This is a genomic window from Sorangium aterium (assembly GCF_028368935.1).
Classification (GTDB): Bacteria; Myxococcota_A; Polyangia; order Polyangiales; family Polyangiaceae; genus Sorangium; species Sorangium atrum.
Genome location: NZ_JAQNDK010000005.1, coordinates 581,391 through 596,753 on the forward strand (window position 1 = coordinate 581,391; position 15,363 = coordinate 596,753).

A 15,363-nucleotide genomic window follows, 5' to 3' on the forward strand; every position below is an offset into this window, starting at 1 on the left:
CCCGGTCAAGCGCCCGCGCCGTTCGGGCCGGGCGCGAGGATCTCGGCCGGCGCGGCGCGCTGGAAATCGACGTTGAGGCGCGAGACGCTCGCGAGGTGCTTGCCCGTGCGGACGAGCGCGATGTCGTCGGCGAACTCGACGTCGATGCGCATCCGCTCGCCGAGGTGATGGCGGAACGTCGCCAGCACCTCCTCCAGGACCTGCTGCGAGAACCGCCCGCCCTTGACCACGCGGAACGTGATGGCGTCGCGCTCCTCCTGCACCACCTGGAAGCGCTTGATCGCGTAATCGAACTCCTTGAGGTAGTGCGCGAAGAACGTGCCGGGCAGATAGCGTCCGTCCGTCCCCCGGATGATGGACTGGACGCGTCCCTCGATGCGGCCGACGCGCGGCGCCCCCCGGCCGCAGGGGCACGGCGCGGACGGGGAGATCGCCTCGGCGAGATCGCCGATGCGGTAGCGGACGAACGGCATGCAGAAGTTGTTGAGATCGGTGATCACCACCTCTCCGATCTCCCCCGGCTCGGCGGGGCGCCCGTCGCGCAGGACCTCGACGATGTACCCCTCGGCCACCACGTGGTGGCCCTCGTGCGCGTCGCACTCGTACGCGATGCCCGAGAACTCGCGGCTGCCGTACTTGTCGAAGACCTTGCAGCCGAACGCCTCCTCGATGAGCCGGCGGCTCGGCAGCGGCAGCGTCTGCGCGCTCGACATGATCGCGCGCGGCCGGGCCGCGACCTTTCCGGTGCCCTTGACGTAATGGGCCAGGAAATCGAGCGCCTCGGCGTAGCCATCCATGAGCACCGGCCGCGCGCCGGCGATCCTCGCGATCATCTCTCCCAGGTTGTCGTCGGAGAGCTCGAAGATCGGGATGAACGTCCGGTTCGACAGGACGGCGTCCGCGCGCTCGCGGGCAGCCTGCCACTTCGTCATGCCGATCGTCTGGTGCCAGAGCCGCACCGTGGGGTCGCCGAAGCGGTAGCCCGTCCACTCCTGGGCCCGGAGCGTCGCCGCCCAGCGGAACTCGAGCTGAGCCCGGTCCGCGTAGCAGACGAAGGGCTCGCCGGTGGAGCCGCTCGTCGTGATCTTGAGGACCTGCGACTTGTCGTGGTTCTCCGACATGATGTCGAAGTAGATGTGGCGCCGGATATCCGCCTTGGTGAGGAACGGCAGCTTGTGGAGGTCCTCCTGGCCGCGGATGTCCTCGGGCCGGAGCTTGAGCTCCTGCATGCGAGCGCGGTAGTAGGGCACGTTGCGGTAGCAGTGGCGGAGCAGCCGCCTGAGCTTCTCGTCCTGGAGCTCGCGGGTCTGCGCCGGCGTGAGCCACTGCGTCCTGCGCAGCGTCTCGTAGTAGTGCTCGACGTCGCGCGTGATCATCCAGTGGGTGTGGTTGAACGCGGCCAGGTACGCGCGCCACCGCGCCGTGGAGAGCGGATCGCGCTCCGGCGAGCGGTCGACCACCGGATTGCGGCGGAGATACTGGGTGGCCACGTCCGGCGGGATCCGGTCCACGCGGTACTCCCACGCGGCCTTGCCGAGGTCGTAGAACGACTTGGCCACGGCGCGCGCCGCCGCCTGATCGAGGAAGGAGACGCCCTGCCGCCGCTGCTCGAAGAGCGTCTCGATCTCCTTGTAGGAGTAGCCCTTGGCGTGGGCGGCGACCAGGATGAAGGACTGCCAGTAAAAATAGCTGCCCTTGTACGTCAAGAGATCCTGGAACACCTCCCGGGCGCACATCACGAAGCCGCTCTTGTTGTCGTGGAGCGACATGCCGAAGGTGGTGTTCAAGAGGTGGTTGAGCCCGCGGCTCAGGTGGTACCGGCGGTCCCTGCGGCGCCCGACAGCGCTCCTCCAGCCCTGGACGACATCGACGCTGTGCTCGTAGAGCTCGCGCCGGAGGCGCAGGAGGTCCTCGGGCTGGTACTGGAGATCGGCGTCGATGGTGGCGACGAGCTTGCCGCGCGCGGCGGCGGCGCCGGTGCGCCACGCCGCCGTGATGCCGCGGTTCTGCGGGTGGAAACACCCCACGACGAGCCCGGGGTGCGCGGCCATGAGCGCGCGGATCGTCGTGGCGGTGCCGTCGGTCGAGCCGTCGTCGACGAGGATGAGCTCGCCCGTGAGCGCCCCCTCGCGGAAGACGCCGAGGATGCGGTCGGTGAGCTCGGGGATGTTCAGCTCCTCGTTGAGGCAGGGCACGAGGACGGAGAGCTCGATCGGCGCGTCCGGAGCGAGCTCGGTTCGGGGTTCGGACATGGTGTGTTCGCCTATCTTGCCTTGAAGGAGACACCGCAGCAGGGCGAGGGGCGGCCCGGGCGGCCCGGGCGCGCCGGAGCGCTCACCGGGGGACGCAGCGGAAGCACGCGCGGATCGGCAGCGCGCCGTGCGGCGCCGCGCGGCGCTCGGTCACGCGGAAATGGCGGTCGAGGAGGCGGCCGAACTCGTCGGGAGTCCACTGGTGCAGGTGGTACGCGTCCCCGCCCCACTGGATGCGATCCCGCAGGAGGTAGCCGACGGGCGTGCGGCGGACGATGCCCTTCAGCCGCGCGATGAGCGGGTCGTTCGGCACCGTGATCGCGGCCACGCCGCCGGGGCGCAAGAGGCGCGCGATGGCCGCGAGGACAGCGGCGGGATCCACGGTGTGCTCCAGGACCTCGGTGCAGACGATGCGATCGAAGCTCGCGGCGGGGAGGTCGAGCTTGTCGACCTCGCCCTTGAGGAAGCGGGCGTCGTAGCCCGCGAGGTTCTTGCGCGCGGTGCCGAGGAAGACATCGGAGACGTCGATCGCCGTGATGCGGGCCCGCGGGAACATCCGGAGCACGTGCCCGCCGCCCGAGCCGACCTCCGCGAGGTCGAGCCCGGCGCAGTCGCCGAGCATGCCGCGGATGATGGCGAGCCGCTCGCGCTCGATGAGCCGGATCGGCAGCGGGGCGCGGTCGTAGTAGTCGTCGATCGGGTGCTCTCGGGCGAGGCGGTCGTTCAGCGCCTCCACGTCGATGTCGCCGGCGGCGTTCGCCATGGCCGGGCCCATAGCACGGGGGCGGCGGAGCCTCACCCCGGCGACCGCTCGGCGCCCGCCGATGTGACCGCGCGGTCATCTTCCGACGTGAACGTCGAGGCGGCGATCCGCCTGGTCGCCGCCGTGGTGGCTCCCTGGTCGTGTGAGAGGCCGCTGACGGTGCGGTGCAGCGCGCATCGAGCAGGTCCGCCGGGAGACGCTGTTGAGCACCCCCGGACGCATCGCGTGCTCGCGCGAGCACGCGACCGCGCGACCGCGCGACCGCGCGAGCACGCGACCGCGCGCTGGTTGCCGCTGCGGGCGGAAAGCGAAAAGATTGCTGAGACACTCCTTGCTGTTGGTGCCCCAAGGGAGTAGCTTGGGCCCCTCACGACGTCACTGGCTCTCGACACGATGCGTTCTCTCTCCCTCCACGCGAGGGAGATCGTTGCTCGCGCGGATGACTGGACGACGCACCGTGTGCCTGCGCGGGTTCGCTGCGCGGCACGCCTCCGTTCGAACCGCGACGGCTTCATCGAATGGCAGGCGAAGAGCGCTCACGAGCGCAGCTGCAAGCCGTGAAAGTAACGTGTCATGGGTAATCGTCTCTATGTCGGCAATCTCTCGTACAGCACCACCCGCGAGTCCCTCGAGGCCGCGTTCGCTGGCAGCGGCGAGGTCCGCGAGGTCTCGATGCCGACCGATCGGGAGACCGGCCAGCCGCGCGGGTTTGCGTTCGTCACGATGGGCTCGGCCCAGGCGGCGAACAGCGCCATCTCGCAGCTCAACGGCATGATGCTCGATGGGCGCTCGCTCAAGGTGAACGAGGCGCAGGAGCGTCCGGCAGGCGGCGGCGGCGGCGGCGGTCGCGGTCGTTACTGATCGCCCCTTCGTCGCGTCGTAACATCGCGGCGGGCCATGAAGGCCCGCCGCGTTTATTTTGTCTTCGAGCCGCCCGGGCCGCAGGCCGGTGCGCGCGAGCGCCGCGCCAGGCGAGGGGGCCGCTGGACCCTGAGGCCGCCGCACGGGCGCCATCGTGAGCTGGTGCGGCCACCGCTGGGGCGACCGTGGCTTCAACGACGACGACGGCTCGCGCGACATGCTGGCCCTCGATATCGTGACGCTCGGCGAGCTCTCCCAGAACGACCGCCACGAGTCCTCAATGAGCCCGAGCTTGCCGGTGCGTCGCGGCGCGCTGGTCCGAGGTCGACGCGAGCTATCAGGTCGCCCGCCTGGAGCCCGCGGCCGCGCGTGTCGAGGGGTTCACGGTCGTCTCTGGCCGCTGATACCTGAAGCGTAGGATCGTGAAAAAGCCCCGCATCGACGAGATCGGTCTCTATATTATCGTGGTGCTGCGGCTCGTTTTCTGGTACATGATGACGGTCGCGCGGCGAAGTGGACGAGTTGGATAGAGATGCCGCCTGGACCCGTTGGGCTCGAGCGACAGGCAAGTCCGTAAAGCGCCGCTCGAGGCAGCTCGTGCATGCACACCCGGAAGCACGCGCCCGGCGTGCCTTCCGCGTTCGTGCGGCTGAGCGCAAGGAAAGTGGTCGCCATGAAAGCGTGTTTATCGCGGGTCGTGGATGGCGTGGAACAGAGGCTCTGCTGGCGCTTCCAGGTGCACGGGCGGAGCGAGGCCATGTACGAGCCGGCGGACGGCTCGCACGGTCCGTTCGATCGCGACCGCCAGCGGAACCTCAAGCTGGGCGAGACGTTCCAGCGGCTGGACCGCTCGGGATCTCCCCGGAAGTACGATGGGCTCTTCTGGCAGCCAAAGAGCTCGCCAAAGAGCTCGAGCGACGACGGGTTCGGTCCGTGAGAGTGAGAGGCTGGACCGTGGCGGCCGGAAGCGAGGACAGCATCCATCTCCGGCATGACGCGGAACCGTGAACTTGTCGCTGAGCTAGCAACCGAGTCGTGCAACACAGCCATGTCGACCTCCCAGAAGCCCGTCACCTCCGCCGCCTTGCTCGCCACCGCTGCCCACCTCAACTTCCGCGCGACGTCCCGCGACCGGAGCGGCTCGACGCTCGGCGTGCTCGTCGACGCGTCCGGCGCTCAGCAGTACCTCGTGATCGCCTCTGGCGGCGCGGAGGGCACCTGGACGCTCGCTCGCGAGCTGCCCGTCGGCCTCGCGCCCTTTCTTCTGTACGAGAGCGCCGCCAACGTGCTGCGCGGCGGGAGCTTGAGCGAGGACGGGAGCATCTCCTTCCATGGAGCGCTGTATACGATCGAGTCATCGTTCGACGGCAGCACCCGCGCAGCGAAGGTGAGCGGTAGTGTTTGAGCGCCGTCGCGCTCGGATGCCAATCCGAGGATCCGGCTCAGCGCGGTTGCAGGGCTGAGGCCCGAGCTCGCCTCCCGTCAAGGCTCGGCGCGGCACCTCGCGCTGCACCCGTCGCCACCCGCCGTGTTGCCGTCATCGCACGTCTCGAGCCCCGCGACGTCGCCGTCGCCGCAGACGATCGCGGGATCGACCAGCGCGCGGCGCAGCGTGAGGTCGCTGCGCAGGGCGCCCACGTGCGCCTTGAACGCGCTCAGGTCGCCTCGGGTCGCGGCGCCGGCGCCGGCGCTGGCCTTGCCGAGCACCTGCTCCGCCCGATCGATGGCCGCGAGCACGGCGCCCTCGTCCCACGCCGCGCTCACGACGCGGGCGAGCTCGGCGCGATACCGCGCGTCGAGCGCCGGGATCTCGCGGATCCGGCGCGGGAGCACGGCGACGGGCTCCGTCTCGGTGTCGAAATGCGGGTCGTCCAGGATGCGGTCCATCCCGTGGGCGATGAACACGAAACGCCCGTCGGCCGGGTTCTCGTAGAGATAATAGTTGTTCGCCCGGTAGGCGTAGCCGTCCCAGTGGCCGAGCAGCGTCTCGAGGGCGTAGCTCGTGAGGAACCGATCCAGGTCGAGGCGCTCGCTCACCTCCGCGGCGAGCTGCTCGTCCGGCGCGTCCTGGATGGCGGCGGCGAGAGACCGGAGCTCTGCCCCGCCGCCGTCATCGCCGCTGTCGAGCTCCACGGCGTCGACGTCCTCGGCGAAGTCGCCGCAGCACGGGCCCTCGTAGAGCACGCCCTCGTCGTTCACCTCGCCGAAGTGCCGCCGCAGGAACCGCTTGTCGATGGCCTCGGTGACGACGTAGATCCCCTGGTCCACGCCGTTGAGGCTCACCACCGCGTGCGCCGTGCGCGCCGCGGGCACGCCGGCACGGTCGTGCAGCTCCTCGCCGATCTGCTCGCGCAGGAACGTCGGGTCCTGCTTGGAGTTGTTCAGCAGGAGCTTCTTGAGCCCGTGCAGGTTCGCTTCTTCGGCGAACTCGTCGAGCTTGACGCTGAAGCTCGGCTTCTCGGACAGCTCCACGGCCGAGTTGCCCTTCTGCCGTATGCCAGCGCCGCTGACGACCTCGCCGTCGTAGACGATGGTGCACGGGGCGCGGTCGTCGAGGTTCGTGCGGAGCTGCCCCAGGTGGGCCTCATCGACGGTGATCGCGATCTCGTGCAGCGCCGCCCGATCGAAGACGACGTCGCTGCCCGGGTCGAGGGGCACACAGCCGCCCTGGCTCGCCGCGACGAGCGCGAGGCCCGCGGACGCATGAAGGGCTCTCATCGATCCCGGCCTACTGCTCCGCATCGCTCCTGGACTCCGGAGTCCGGCCAGGGTGGCCCGCCTCGGCGGGGAGCCGGCCGCCCACGGCGTGGCGGAGCTCGCCGACAGCGGTCCAGTAGCGGCGCACGAAGCGCATCAGCCGGAGCTCCAGGCGCACGCGGCGCTCGTCGACCTCGAGCGCCCGCCCCACGTCGACGTTGCGGCCCTCGATCGCCCGCTGCGCCTCGGCGCCCGCGCGCTCGGCGGCGGGGGTCATCCGGCGTCGGAGCTCGGTCACGAGGGCCCGGGTGGCCTGGGCCTCGCTCAGGCTCGTCCGCACCTCGCGCGTCACCAGCTCGACCGCGGCGCCGAGCGCGCGCTGCTCCGCCTTGCGCGCCGTGTCCGCCGCGACGGTGGCCGCGCGGTGCGTGTCGAACACCGGCAGCTCGACGCCGAGCCCGAACGTCCATGCGCGGCCGAGCACGCTCTCGGGCCGGAACTCGTAGCCGACCTCGACGAAGGAGAGCCACGGCCACCGCGCGGCGCGCTCGGCGTGGAGCGCCGCGTCCGCCGCGTCGCCCTGCGCCGCCGCGAGCTCGATCTCGGGCCGACGCTTGAGCGCGAGCTCGACGGCCTCCGCCTCCGTGGGGAGCTCCGGGGGAGGCCACGCGCCCTTCGGCGCGCCGATGAGGCGCACGGGCACCGCGGGATCGAGCCCCATGCGCGAGAGGAGCGCCGCGAGCGCCGCGCTCCGCTGCGCGCGCAGATCCACGCCGTCCTGCTCCGCGTCGACGGCGGTGAGCTCCGTCATCGCCTCGTCGACCGCCGTCGTCCGCGCGGCGGCGAGCTGCCCCTTCATCCAGGTGGCGAGCGACCGGCGCGCCTCGGCCACCGCGTCGGCGGCCTCGATCTCGGCGTCGAAGAGGAGCACCTCGTCGAACAGCGACCGGACGTCGGCCTCGAGGGCGATCTCGACCTCGCGCGCCTCGGCGAGCGCCTTGGCCTCGTCCACGCGCGCGGCCGCGACGTTCGCGTCGACCTCGCCCGGGCGGGTCACCGGGAAGCGGAGCGCGGTGCTCACCCTCGGCCGGCGCTCGAGGATGCGCTCGAGATCGACGTTCGTGATGCGGAGCTCCGGGTTATCGAAATGGTCCTCCGCGTCGACCTGCGCCGCGGCCGCCTCGGCGCGGGCGCTCTGCGCGGCGAGCTCGGCGCTGTGGTCCCTCGCCCAGGCGACGGCGTCCTCCACGGTCATCGCGAGCGGCGCCGCGCTGGACGCGCCCGGGCGCGCGCCCGGGGCCGCGCGGCCGGGCGCCGGCGCGCCGGCGGACGCGCGGCCCTCGCGGTAGAGGGCGATCGCGCGGTCGGACGCCGCCGGCCTCGGCGGGGAAGAGCAGCCCGAGAGGGCCGCGCAAATCAACATGACGGGGATCGCCGCGCGGCGGCGGCGCTGGCTCACTGGCCCCACGAGAGCTCCTGGAACGAGGGCGTGGCGGCGTCGAACACGATCGTCAGCGCGCCCGGCGTGAGCGACGGCGTGATCCCCTCGGGCTTGAGCCCCGGGAACCGCTGGACGAGGCGCGGCGAGAGGACGCCTCCCTCGGGGCGATCCACGCGCCACAGCGCGCCGGCGTCGCCGTCCGCCGTCGAAGGCGTGGACGTCATGGCGAGCGCGCCGTCCGGCATGAAGACGAGCTCCGAGATGCCGCCCGGCGTGGCCTTCCCCGCGACCTCCACGTCGACGCGCGCGCGCGCCCACAGCGCGACGCGGGCCGCGTCGAAGCGCGCGGCCTCGGCCGCGGTCCGCTCCTTCTTCTTCGCGCTCGCGGCCTCGACCTCCCCGCCGAACAGCGCGCCCGGGGAGCCGACCCGCCAGATCATCGCGTTGCCCTGCGCGTCGAGCGGCGCCTTCAGCCCGAGGTACAGGGCGCCCTGCCGGAAGGCGAGGCCCTCGATGTCGAGCTCCCGCGTCCCCTCGGGGAGGCCGAGCGCCGCGGCGCGCGCGGGATCCGCGTCGATGACCTCGGCCAGGTGGATCTCGCCGTCGACGCGGAAGCCCTGGCCGTCCTGGCGGACGCGGAGGAGCGCGGTCCGCTCCGGCTTGCGCTTCCCCTTCTTGCTGTAGCTCTGCGACGACAGGAGGTAGATCTCGCCCGCGTCCCCGGCCGCGATCCCCTCGAGGTCGTTCACCTCGTCGACGCCGCTCACCGGCACCGGCTCTGCGGCGACGGCGCCGCCCGCGGACATCGCGAAGAGCCACGGCACGCCCTCGTTCTGCTCGTGGCCCGTGTCGTCGCTGACGATGAGGTACCGCGACTCGCCGGGGCGCGCGAGGACGCCGGACGGCTCGAAGCGCGTTCGGCTCGCCAGGGTCGGGGGCACCTTCATGGGGGACTGCGACGCGACCGCGCCGGCCTTCGGCGCGGCCCCGGCCTTCGGCGCGGTGGAGGTGGGCTTCGGCGGCGGCTGGGCGGGGGCCGCGCCGCGGCGCGCGTCGAACGTGATGTCGAAGGCCTGGCCGGGGACGAGCGCCATCGGCGCGTCCAGCGCGATGGTGACGACGCGGCCCCACGCCGGCAGCTCCGGCGTCGGCCAGCAGCGCGGGGGGAGCTGCGCGACGAGCGGCCCCACGGCGACGACCGTGCCCGGGATCGCGTCGCCGAGCTGGCCCCGGATGTAGAGCTCGGCCGCGTCCCCGTCGTTGACGCCGAGGGCGAAGCGCTCGGGGACGCAGGCCAGCGCGCGCGCGCCCGTGCGCGCGCTCAGGAGCTGCACCAGGGGCATCCCGGCCGGGACCACGTCGCCGGGCTGCCTGTCGATGGAGATGACGCGCCCCCGCGTTCGCGGCGCGCAGCACGTAGCTCGCGCGCCGCTGCTCGAGCATCGCGATGTTCTCGGTCGCGACGCGCACGTCCGCGTCGAGCTTCGCCGCCAGCCCCGACGTCCGATCCCGGAGGCCGTTCCGCCGCCGCTCGGTCGCCTTGAGCTGCTCCGTGAGCATGCTCAGCGTCCGCGGCTTCTCGCTGGCGATCGCCGTGACCGTCGCCTGCTGCAGGTCGAGCTTCGTCAGGTCGTCGAGCACCGCCTGCCGGTTCTCGACGAGCGCCTTCACCCTCGATATCTCGCTGTCCAGCACCTTCGCCTCGGCGACCGCCCGGCGCTGCTCCTCGCGGTGGATGGCGAGGTGGCGCTCGACCGTCTCGCGGTTCGTGTCGAGCTCCTGCTCGAAGACGGCGAGCTCCATCTGCAGATCGGCCTCGACCTGGGTCTTCTCCGCCTTGGCGACGGCGATCTCGGCGTCGATCACCGAGCTGTCCAGCGTCGCGATGATCTGCCCGGCCTCGACCTCCTCGCCGACGCTCACCTCGACGGAGGCCACCCGGGCGGTCTCGACCGGCGAGAGCACCTCGGGCAGCGCCTCCGCGAAGCCGAAGACCCGCCCGCGCGGGCCGCTGCCCAGGTGGAGCCACAGGGCGGCTCCGAGCGTGAGCACGAAGGTGATCGCGGGGGTGGCGTCCTGGAGCGCCGAGCGGAGTCGCTGGTAGCTGTACATCGATGATCCTTGCGCGGTGATGACGACGGCGGCTGTGTCAACGAAGCGAGAGGGCCCGCGAGGGCGTGACCGACAGGCATCCTCCGCGATGGACCTCGGCCGCTAGAGATCCAGCGTCGGCTCCTGAAGCATGAGAGAGACGTCCTGCACGCCCGGGATGGCCTGGAGCTTCGCGACGAGCGCCGAGCGCAGATCGGGCGCGAGGACGGTGATCTGGTAAGCATGCTCCATCGCGGTCCCCTGCGCAGCCTCCCGGAGGGTCACCAGCGAGAAGGTCCGGCAGTGCGCGCGGAGCACCTTCGCGAGCGCGTCGTCCACCTCGGGCCCGACGGGCGCGGTGAAGCGGACCAGGCCATCCGGCTGTCGTCGCGAGCCCCAGCCGGAGAAATGGAGGAGCACGCTTCCGGCGGCGAAGATCGCGGTCCCGCCGAGGGCCGCGCCGACCGCCTGGAGCCCGCAGGCGATGCCGACGCCGAGCGCCGCGAAGACGAACATGATGTCGCGGGGATCGCGCATGGTCGTGCGGAACCGGACCGCGCTCAGGCCCACGGCGACGCCGATGCCGGCGGCGATGCTGCTGCCGACGGCGAGCATCAGCATGCAGGTGATGACGCTGCCCATCGCCATGCTGTGCACGGATGAGCGGGAGTAGGAGAGCCCGCGAAATGTGGCCATGTAGACGAGCGCGACCCCCTGGCCGAGCCCGAACGCGAGCAGGAGCGCCACGACCGCCTTGCGGAAGTCCATGGCGTTCCCCTGGGTGACCCATCCGAGCCAGTCTATCACGGCGAGCCGCTCTTTCCCGGGGCGATCGCGGGGCGCGGCGCGCGCCGAGCCCCATCCACGCGATCCACGCGCGTCCGCGTCATGGCGCCTCGGAGGCGGCCCCGCGGCCAGGGTAGGGGCGCGCTTGCTTGATGTAGAGCGTCGGCGGCTCGTCGGGGTTCGCGTCGTCGTCGAACTTGAACTCCACGTCCATCGCGTACCAGCCGTCGTTGCCGCTCGCGGGCCCGTAAGCGGGGGAGAACCGCTCGTGGATGGCGTCGAGCGCCACGCCGAGCTGATGGACCTGCGCCGTCGAGAGGACGGTCTGGCCCTCCGGCATGAGGCTCGAGTGCGTCAGGTAGGTGACCGGCTGGTTCGGCTGGTTGAAGAAGTAGAGGAACGCGTCGTTCGTCACGCCCGCGGGCGGGGCGACCACCTCCACGTCACCGCCGCTCTGCACGTTGACGTAGAACGCGGGCTGGACCCCTGCCGTGTCGAACGGGTTGTTGGTCACGGCCACGCCGTTCGCCTCCTCGGACGGGAAATTGTGGTGCACGAGCAAGGCCATCCCGATGGTCCGGTGATCGATGCCGTAATAGGTGCGCTCATCGAAGGTGCGGAGCTTCCAGGCGCTCGCGTAGGTCTTGCGGATGGCGTCGAGGACATCCTCCCAGTCCGTCGGATCGCCGGTGTTCGAGTCGTAGCAGCCGGCGCACGGGAACCCGTCGAGATCCTCGCTGTTCGTGCTGGTGCGGAAGCGCATCTTGTGCCCGGGGTAGTCCGCCTCGATCTTCGCCCGGAGGAGCTCCTGGAACTCGGCGTCGATGGGCGCGCTCTTCATGGCGTCGCGGAGCGCCTTCAGCTGCTCGTCGCGGGCCGCGGCGTCGGTGTTGAACTTCGGGTCGGCGAGCAGCGCGTCGATCTGTTCGTAGAACCCGTTCTGCTTCATGAACTGGTCATAATAGTACACCGGGATCGCGAAGGCCTTCAGGATGGGGACCTCGGGGAGCCTGGCCAGGATGGAGTAGTGGGCCGCCTTGCCGCCGAAGGCGAGCACGGCCTGCTTGATCGCGTCCCGGAGCGGCTCGCCCTCCGGCGGATCGGGGGTCACCTCCTCGATGTCGCGCAGATCGGTGACCGTCAGATCCAGCTCGGGGAGCGTGACGGGCGTGGGTTTGTGCGCCTCCCAGAACGTCTCGGCCTCCGCCTCGGTGACCTCGCGGACGCTCCAGGACGACGGCCCCGCGGTGAGCTCGACGAGCTTGTCCTTCAGCGCGAGCAGCTCGGGGCGGCTCATGGCGTTGCGCAGCCCCATGTTGGGGGTGCGCCGGTTCTGGGAGAGCACGTTGACGTGGGAGAGCGGCGTCTGGAACTCCTCGGTGATGATCCCCTGGACGACCGAGATGTCGTTGGGCGCCTCGTCGAGGACGACGATGTCCTGGTGGGACAGGTACTCCGAGTCGAGATCCGCCGCCTTCGCGAAGTGGAGCCGACCCACCGCCGTGCCCAGCGAGAGCGGCTGGTAGTCGATCCCGGCGTAGAGATCGCCGGTGCTGACCACGGGGATGTCGGAGGGGAGCTTCTTCGCCTCGGCCGCGACGGCCTCCGACGTCGGGTGGAAGGCGAGCTTCGACCCGAAGAAGGAGGCCGCCTTGGCCGCCCTGAACAGGGTGGTGATCATGTCCGCGGACGCGGTGTCGTAGGGGGAGAGCTCGAGGGCCCACACGTCTGGACCCTCGTAGTGCGTCACAGCGCCGAGGACGAAGCGGCGATCCGGCGTGAAGTACTCGGTCGCGTTGAACTCGGCGAGGGGCGGGACGAGGGGCAGCGCGTCGCCGGAGAGGTGCGATGACACGAAGTCGTAGTGGATCAGGTAGAGAACGCTGTTCTGGAAGTACAGCGCGTTCTTGTCGGCTTGATCCAGCACGACCTTGACCGACCGCGCGCCGGGCAAGGTGGCGTCGATGGGCTGCGACGCGAGGGCCTCGAAGTCCGCGGCGCACCCGATGCGCTTCAGGAACTCCGTCGATTCATCGGCGTTCTTGCGTTCGCAGACCTCTCCGGTCACGCCGGGGTCGTCCGTGCCGCTGCCGCCACACGCGCCCGGGAGCGCCGCGGCGAGCAAGGCGAGCGTGACGATCGACGTGATGCGAGTGCCTTTGTACATGATTCCTCCTGAGACAAGTAAGCTGACCGCGCAGCGGCGCGCGCCGGTCATCCCGCGTCAATCCCGCGTCAAGGTGTCAAGGTGTCAAGGTGTCAGCGCGAAGCAGTAGAACCCGCCGTAGCCGCCGCCGGACCCGACGGTGACCGCGCCGGGCAGCGGTCCCCCCTGCTCCAGGAGGTTGATGCCCGGCGCGCACCCTGACTCGTCGAGCGACGACATCCAGTTGGCCATGTTGATGTTGCCGCCGGGGCCGGCGCCGGTGCTGCCGCCGCCGGTCGGGAAGCCGCCGCCGGCCGGGGAGCTGCCGCCGGTCGGGAAGCCGCCACCTCCGAAGTTCCTGGGCCACGAGTGACCGACGCGCGGCCGCCCCTCGCTCGAGTCGCCCGACTTGGCCGTCCAGTCCTTGCAGGTCGCTGTCGCGCTGTAGAGCTGTCCCTTGTCGTTCGTCCCCGTCAGCATGTCGTGGTTGTCCACCTCGGGCTGGCTCGGATCGGGCTGGTGGTTGGGGATGCCGTCCTCGTTCGGAAAGTCGTCGATGATCGCAGGGTCGGCCGCGGAGGGGCGGTCGTTGAGCAGCTCCTCCTTGTTGTTGGCGAGCAGCCGGCCGAGCCGGTCGTACCAGGGACCGTTGCCGATCCGATCGATCGCGTTGACCTGCTTGCCGTCCTCCCCTGCGACGGCGCTCAGGAAGGCGCGCCACTGCTTGCCCCCCGCGCCGGGCATGCTCTTCTCGGCGATGGTCGCGCAGATCTTGTCCGCGCCGCGGAGCCCGGCGCCGGGGCCCGTCTCTCCGAAGCGGAGATCGCCGCCGAAGCCGTCCTGGGAGCCCGACAGCTCCTGCAAGGCGACGAGGCTGGTCACGAAGAAGCTGAATTTCTCGGTCGTCCCGCCGCCGGAGCTGGAAGAGGTGGCGTTACCGCCGGAGGTGGACGAGGTGGTGTTACCGCCGGAGGTCGACGAGGTGGTGTTGCCACCGGAGCTGGACGAGGAGGTGTTGCCGCCGGAGCTGGACGAGGAAGTGTTGCCGCCGGAGCTGGACGAGGAAGTGTTGCCGCCGGAGCTGGACGAGGTGCTTGTCGAGCTGTCGCCTCCGATGTCCACCTCCGGGTCCGAACTGGAGCAGCCGACGCCGACCACAGGGGAGAGCAGCGCGAGGGTGAGGGGCAGCAGCAAGGGGCGATAAGTGCGTGTCATGGTCTCTGTGTCCTTTTCCTTGTTAAGCTAGACGGTCGGCCGCGCCGCGGATCGGCGAGGCTCACTTGCAGGTGAGATCGCTCTGGCAGGTCTGGCCCTCGGGGCACTGCGAGTCGTCGTTGCACGACGTGAGCCCGGCGATCGCCACCGCCTGCTCGATCTGGGACGAGACGACCAGATCGACCCGGCCGGGCGGGATCGTCGTGGAGCCCACGGACTTGCGCGTGACGATGATCGTCGGGAAGCCCGCGACGCCGAGGTCGAGGAGCTGCTTGACGAGTGATGCCGGGAGCTCGAGCGAGCCGGTGTCCTCGACGTTGCACTCGATCATCCCCTTCGTGCCCCCGTGATGGCTGATGTCGAGCTTCACGTGGAGCTTGGCGATGTCGGCCTGCCCCGGCGGGGTCCACGTGAGCTGCAGGGGCTGATCGGGCTCGAGCGCTATCGTCTCGTTCAGGAGATCGAGGGGGCTCACGCCCTTGGCCTCCACCGTGAAGGCGCTGAAGAAATCGCCGCTCGCCTCGAAGCGGACCACCTGGCCCTCGTTGGCGGGCGGGTAGCCGAGCTTCGTGCCGGCGGGAGGCTGGTAGTTGTTCGCCGTGGGGCTCATGACGAGGGACGCGGCGCCCGACTCCAGGTTCAGGCCGGTCACCGTCACGTCTCCAGCGCTGTGCGCGGCCGGGTAGGGCTGGCACGTGTCGTCCTCCACGCAGACGGCGCTGCCTCCGCAGGGCTCGTTGCAGAACGGGACGCGCGGCGTGAGGAGCTGACAGCCCCCCTCCTCGGCCTGCACCTCCCAGACGATCTGCGAGGGCGTGGGGCCGTCGTAGATCTTCCCGATCACCGACGTGCTACCCGCCGCACCCGGCTCGGCAGCAGGCAGCGAGCGCACCTGGAAGGCGCCGACGAGCTTCGTGGGATCGCCGGTCGGTTCACCCGACCCGGTGGAGCCGCCGGAGCCGCCCGAGCTGCCCGAGCTGCCCGAGCCCCCCGAGCCCGACGTGTCGTTGGTGCCGTCCACGGAGCTCGAGCAGGCGAGCGAGGCGAGGGCCACGACCCCGCCAAGGACGCCGGCGCGCCATGCGCTTCGTGAAGGTAATTTTTCAATTCG

The 15,363-nt window shown here is 70.8% G+C and carries 13 protein-coding genes; 4 read left to right on the forward strand and 9 right to left on the reverse strand.

Annotation, left to right across the window (positions count from 1 at the left end):
* Positions 1–5 precede the first annotated feature (5 nt).
* Positions 6–2,252, reverse strand: a complete 2,247-nt coding sequence (locus tag POL72_RS40530; RefSeq protein ID WP_272102210.1) for a glycosyltransferase — start codon at positions 2,250–2,252, stop codon at positions 6–8.
* An 82-nt stretch (positions 2,253–2,334) separates the two neighbouring features.
* Positions 2,335–3,015 carry a class I SAM-dependent methyltransferase gene (locus POL72_RS40535; protein WP_272102211.1) on the reverse strand — a complete coding sequence of 227 codons (681 nt, stop codon included), beginning with the start codon at positions 3,013–3,015 and terminating at the stop codon, positions 2,335–2,337.
* A 573-nt stretch (positions 3,016–3,588) separates the two neighbouring features.
* Here POL72_RS40535 and POL72_RS40540 point away from each other — a divergent pair.
* The 3 genes from POL72_RS40540 to POL72_RS40550 all read left to right on the forward strand — a co-directional run bounded on the left by POL72_RS40540 (position 3,589) and on the right by POL72_RS40550 (position 5,281).
* The gene (locus POL72_RS40540) at positions 3,589–3,876 is read left to right on the forward strand and encodes an RNA recognition motif domain-containing protein (protein WP_272102212.1); all 288 of its coding nucleotides are present in this window, start codon (positions 3,589–3,591) and stop codon (positions 3,874–3,876) included.
* 706 nt (positions 3,877–4,582) lie between these two features.
* Positions 4,583–4,813 carry a hypothetical protein gene (locus tag POL72_RS40545; protein WP_272102213.1) on the forward strand — a complete coding sequence of 77 codons (231 nt, stop codon included), beginning with the start codon at positions 4,583–4,585 and terminating at the stop codon, positions 4,811–4,813.
* A gap of 111 nt (positions 4,814–4,924) precedes the next feature.
* On the forward strand, positions 4,925–5,281 hold the full coding sequence (locus POL72_RS40550) for a hypothetical protein (RefSeq protein ID WP_272102214.1): 357 nt from the start codon (positions 4,925–4,927) through the stop codon (positions 5,279–5,281).
* 77 nt (positions 5,282–5,358) lie between these two features.
* Here POL72_RS40550 and POL72_RS40555 read toward each other — a convergent pair whose 3' ends face one another.
* From POL72_RS40555 to POL72_RS40565, 3 genes are read right to left on the reverse strand one after another with little or no spacing between them, the layout of a single operon-like run.
* Positions 5,359–6,594 carry a CotH kinase family protein gene (locus POL72_RS40555; protein ID WP_272102215.1) on the reverse strand — a complete coding sequence of 412 codons (1,236 nt, stop codon included), beginning with the start codon at positions 6,592–6,594 and terminating at the stop codon, positions 5,359–5,361.
* Positions 6,595–6,604: 10 nt separating this feature from the next.
* Positions 6,605–7,996, reverse strand: a complete 1,392-nt coding sequence (locus POL72_RS40560) for a TolC family protein (RefSeq protein ID WP_272102911.1) — start codon at positions 7,994–7,996, stop codon at positions 6,605–6,607.
* A gap of 32 nt (positions 7,997–8,028) precedes the next feature.
* On the reverse strand, positions 8,029–9,357 hold the full coding sequence (locus POL72_RS40565; protein ID WP_272102216.1) for a hypothetical protein: 1,329 nt from the start codon (positions 9,355–9,357) through the stop codon (positions 8,029–8,031).
* A gap of 209 nt (positions 9,358–9,566) precedes the next feature.
* Between POL72_RS40565 and POL72_RS52180 the strand changes: the two genes are divergently transcribed.
* Complete coding sequence (locus tag POL72_RS52180; RefSeq protein ID WP_444547647.1) at positions 9,567–10,118, forward strand: hypothetical protein; 552 nt, start codon at positions 9,567–9,569, stop codon at positions 10,116–10,118.
* A gap of 110 nt (positions 10,119–10,228) precedes the next feature.
* Here the strand turns inward: POL72_RS52180 and POL72_RS40575 are convergent, their stop codons facing one another.
* From POL72_RS40575 to POL72_RS40590, 4 genes are all read right to left on the reverse strand, one after another.
* Positions 10,229–10,912 carry a DUF4956 domain-containing protein gene (locus tag POL72_RS40575; RefSeq protein WP_272102217.1) on the reverse strand — a complete coding sequence of 228 codons (684 nt, stop codon included), beginning with the start codon at positions 10,910–10,912 and terminating at the stop codon, positions 10,229–10,231.
* 79 nt (positions 10,913–10,991) lie between these two features.
* Positions 10,992–13,058 (reverse strand): PEP/pyruvate-binding domain-containing protein, encoded by a 2,067-nt coding sequence (locus POL72_RS40580; RefSeq protein WP_272102218.1) that lies wholly within the window; start codon positions 13,056–13,058, stop codon positions 10,992–10,994.
* An 84-nt stretch (positions 13,059–13,142) separates the two neighbouring features.
* The gene (locus POL72_RS40585) at positions 13,143–14,252 is read right to left on the reverse strand and encodes a hypothetical protein (protein ID WP_272102219.1); all 1,110 of its coding nucleotides are present in this window, start codon (positions 14,250–14,252) and stop codon (positions 13,143–13,145) included.
* Between the two features lie 61 nt (positions 14,253–14,313).
* Positions 14,314–15,306 carry a hypothetical protein gene (locus POL72_RS40590; RefSeq protein ID WP_272102220.1) on the reverse strand — a complete coding sequence of 331 codons (993 nt, stop codon included), beginning with the start codon at positions 15,304–15,306 and terminating at the stop codon, positions 14,314–14,316.
* Positions 15,307–15,363 lie beyond the last annotated feature (57 nt).

Bases quoted from the DNA above. Each gene is read 5' to 3' on its own strand.
- POL72_RS40555 (WP_272102215.1), bottom strand. From the start codon at position 6,594: ATGAGAGCCCTTCATGCGTCCGCGGGCCTCGCGCTCGTCGCGGCGAGC.
- POL72_RS40540 (WP_272102212.1), top strand. From the start codon at position 3,589: ATGGGTAATCGTCTCTATGTCGGCAATCTCTCGTACAGCACCACCCGC.
- POL72_RS40560 (WP_272102911.1), bottom strand. From the start codon at position 7,996: ATGTTGATTTGCGCGGCCCTCTCGGGCTGCTCTTCCCCGCCGAGGCCG.
- POL72_RS40585 (WP_272102219.1), bottom strand. From the start codon at position 14,252: ATGACACGCACTTATCGCCCCTTGCTGCTGCCCCTCACCCTCGCGCTG.
- POL72_RS40565 (WP_272102216.1), bottom strand. From the start codon at position 9,357: ATGCCCCTGGTGCAGCTCCTGAGCGCGCGCACGGGCGCGCGCGCGCTG.
- POL72_RS40580 (WP_272102218.1), bottom strand. From the start codon at position 13,058: ATGTACAAAGGCACTCGCATCACGTCGATCGTCACGCTCGCCTTGCTC.
- POL72_RS40530 (WP_272102210.1), bottom strand. From the start codon at position 2,252: ATGTCCGAACCCCGAACCGAGCTCGCTCCGGACGCGCCGATCGAGCTC.
- POL72_RS40535 (WP_272102211.1), bottom strand. From the start codon at position 3,015: ATGGCGAACGCCGCCGGCGACATCGACGTGGAGGCGCTGAACGACCGC.
- POL72_RS40550 (WP_272102214.1), top strand. From the start codon at position 4,925: ATGTCGACCTCCCAGAAGCCCGTCACCTCCGCCGCCTTGCTCGCCACC.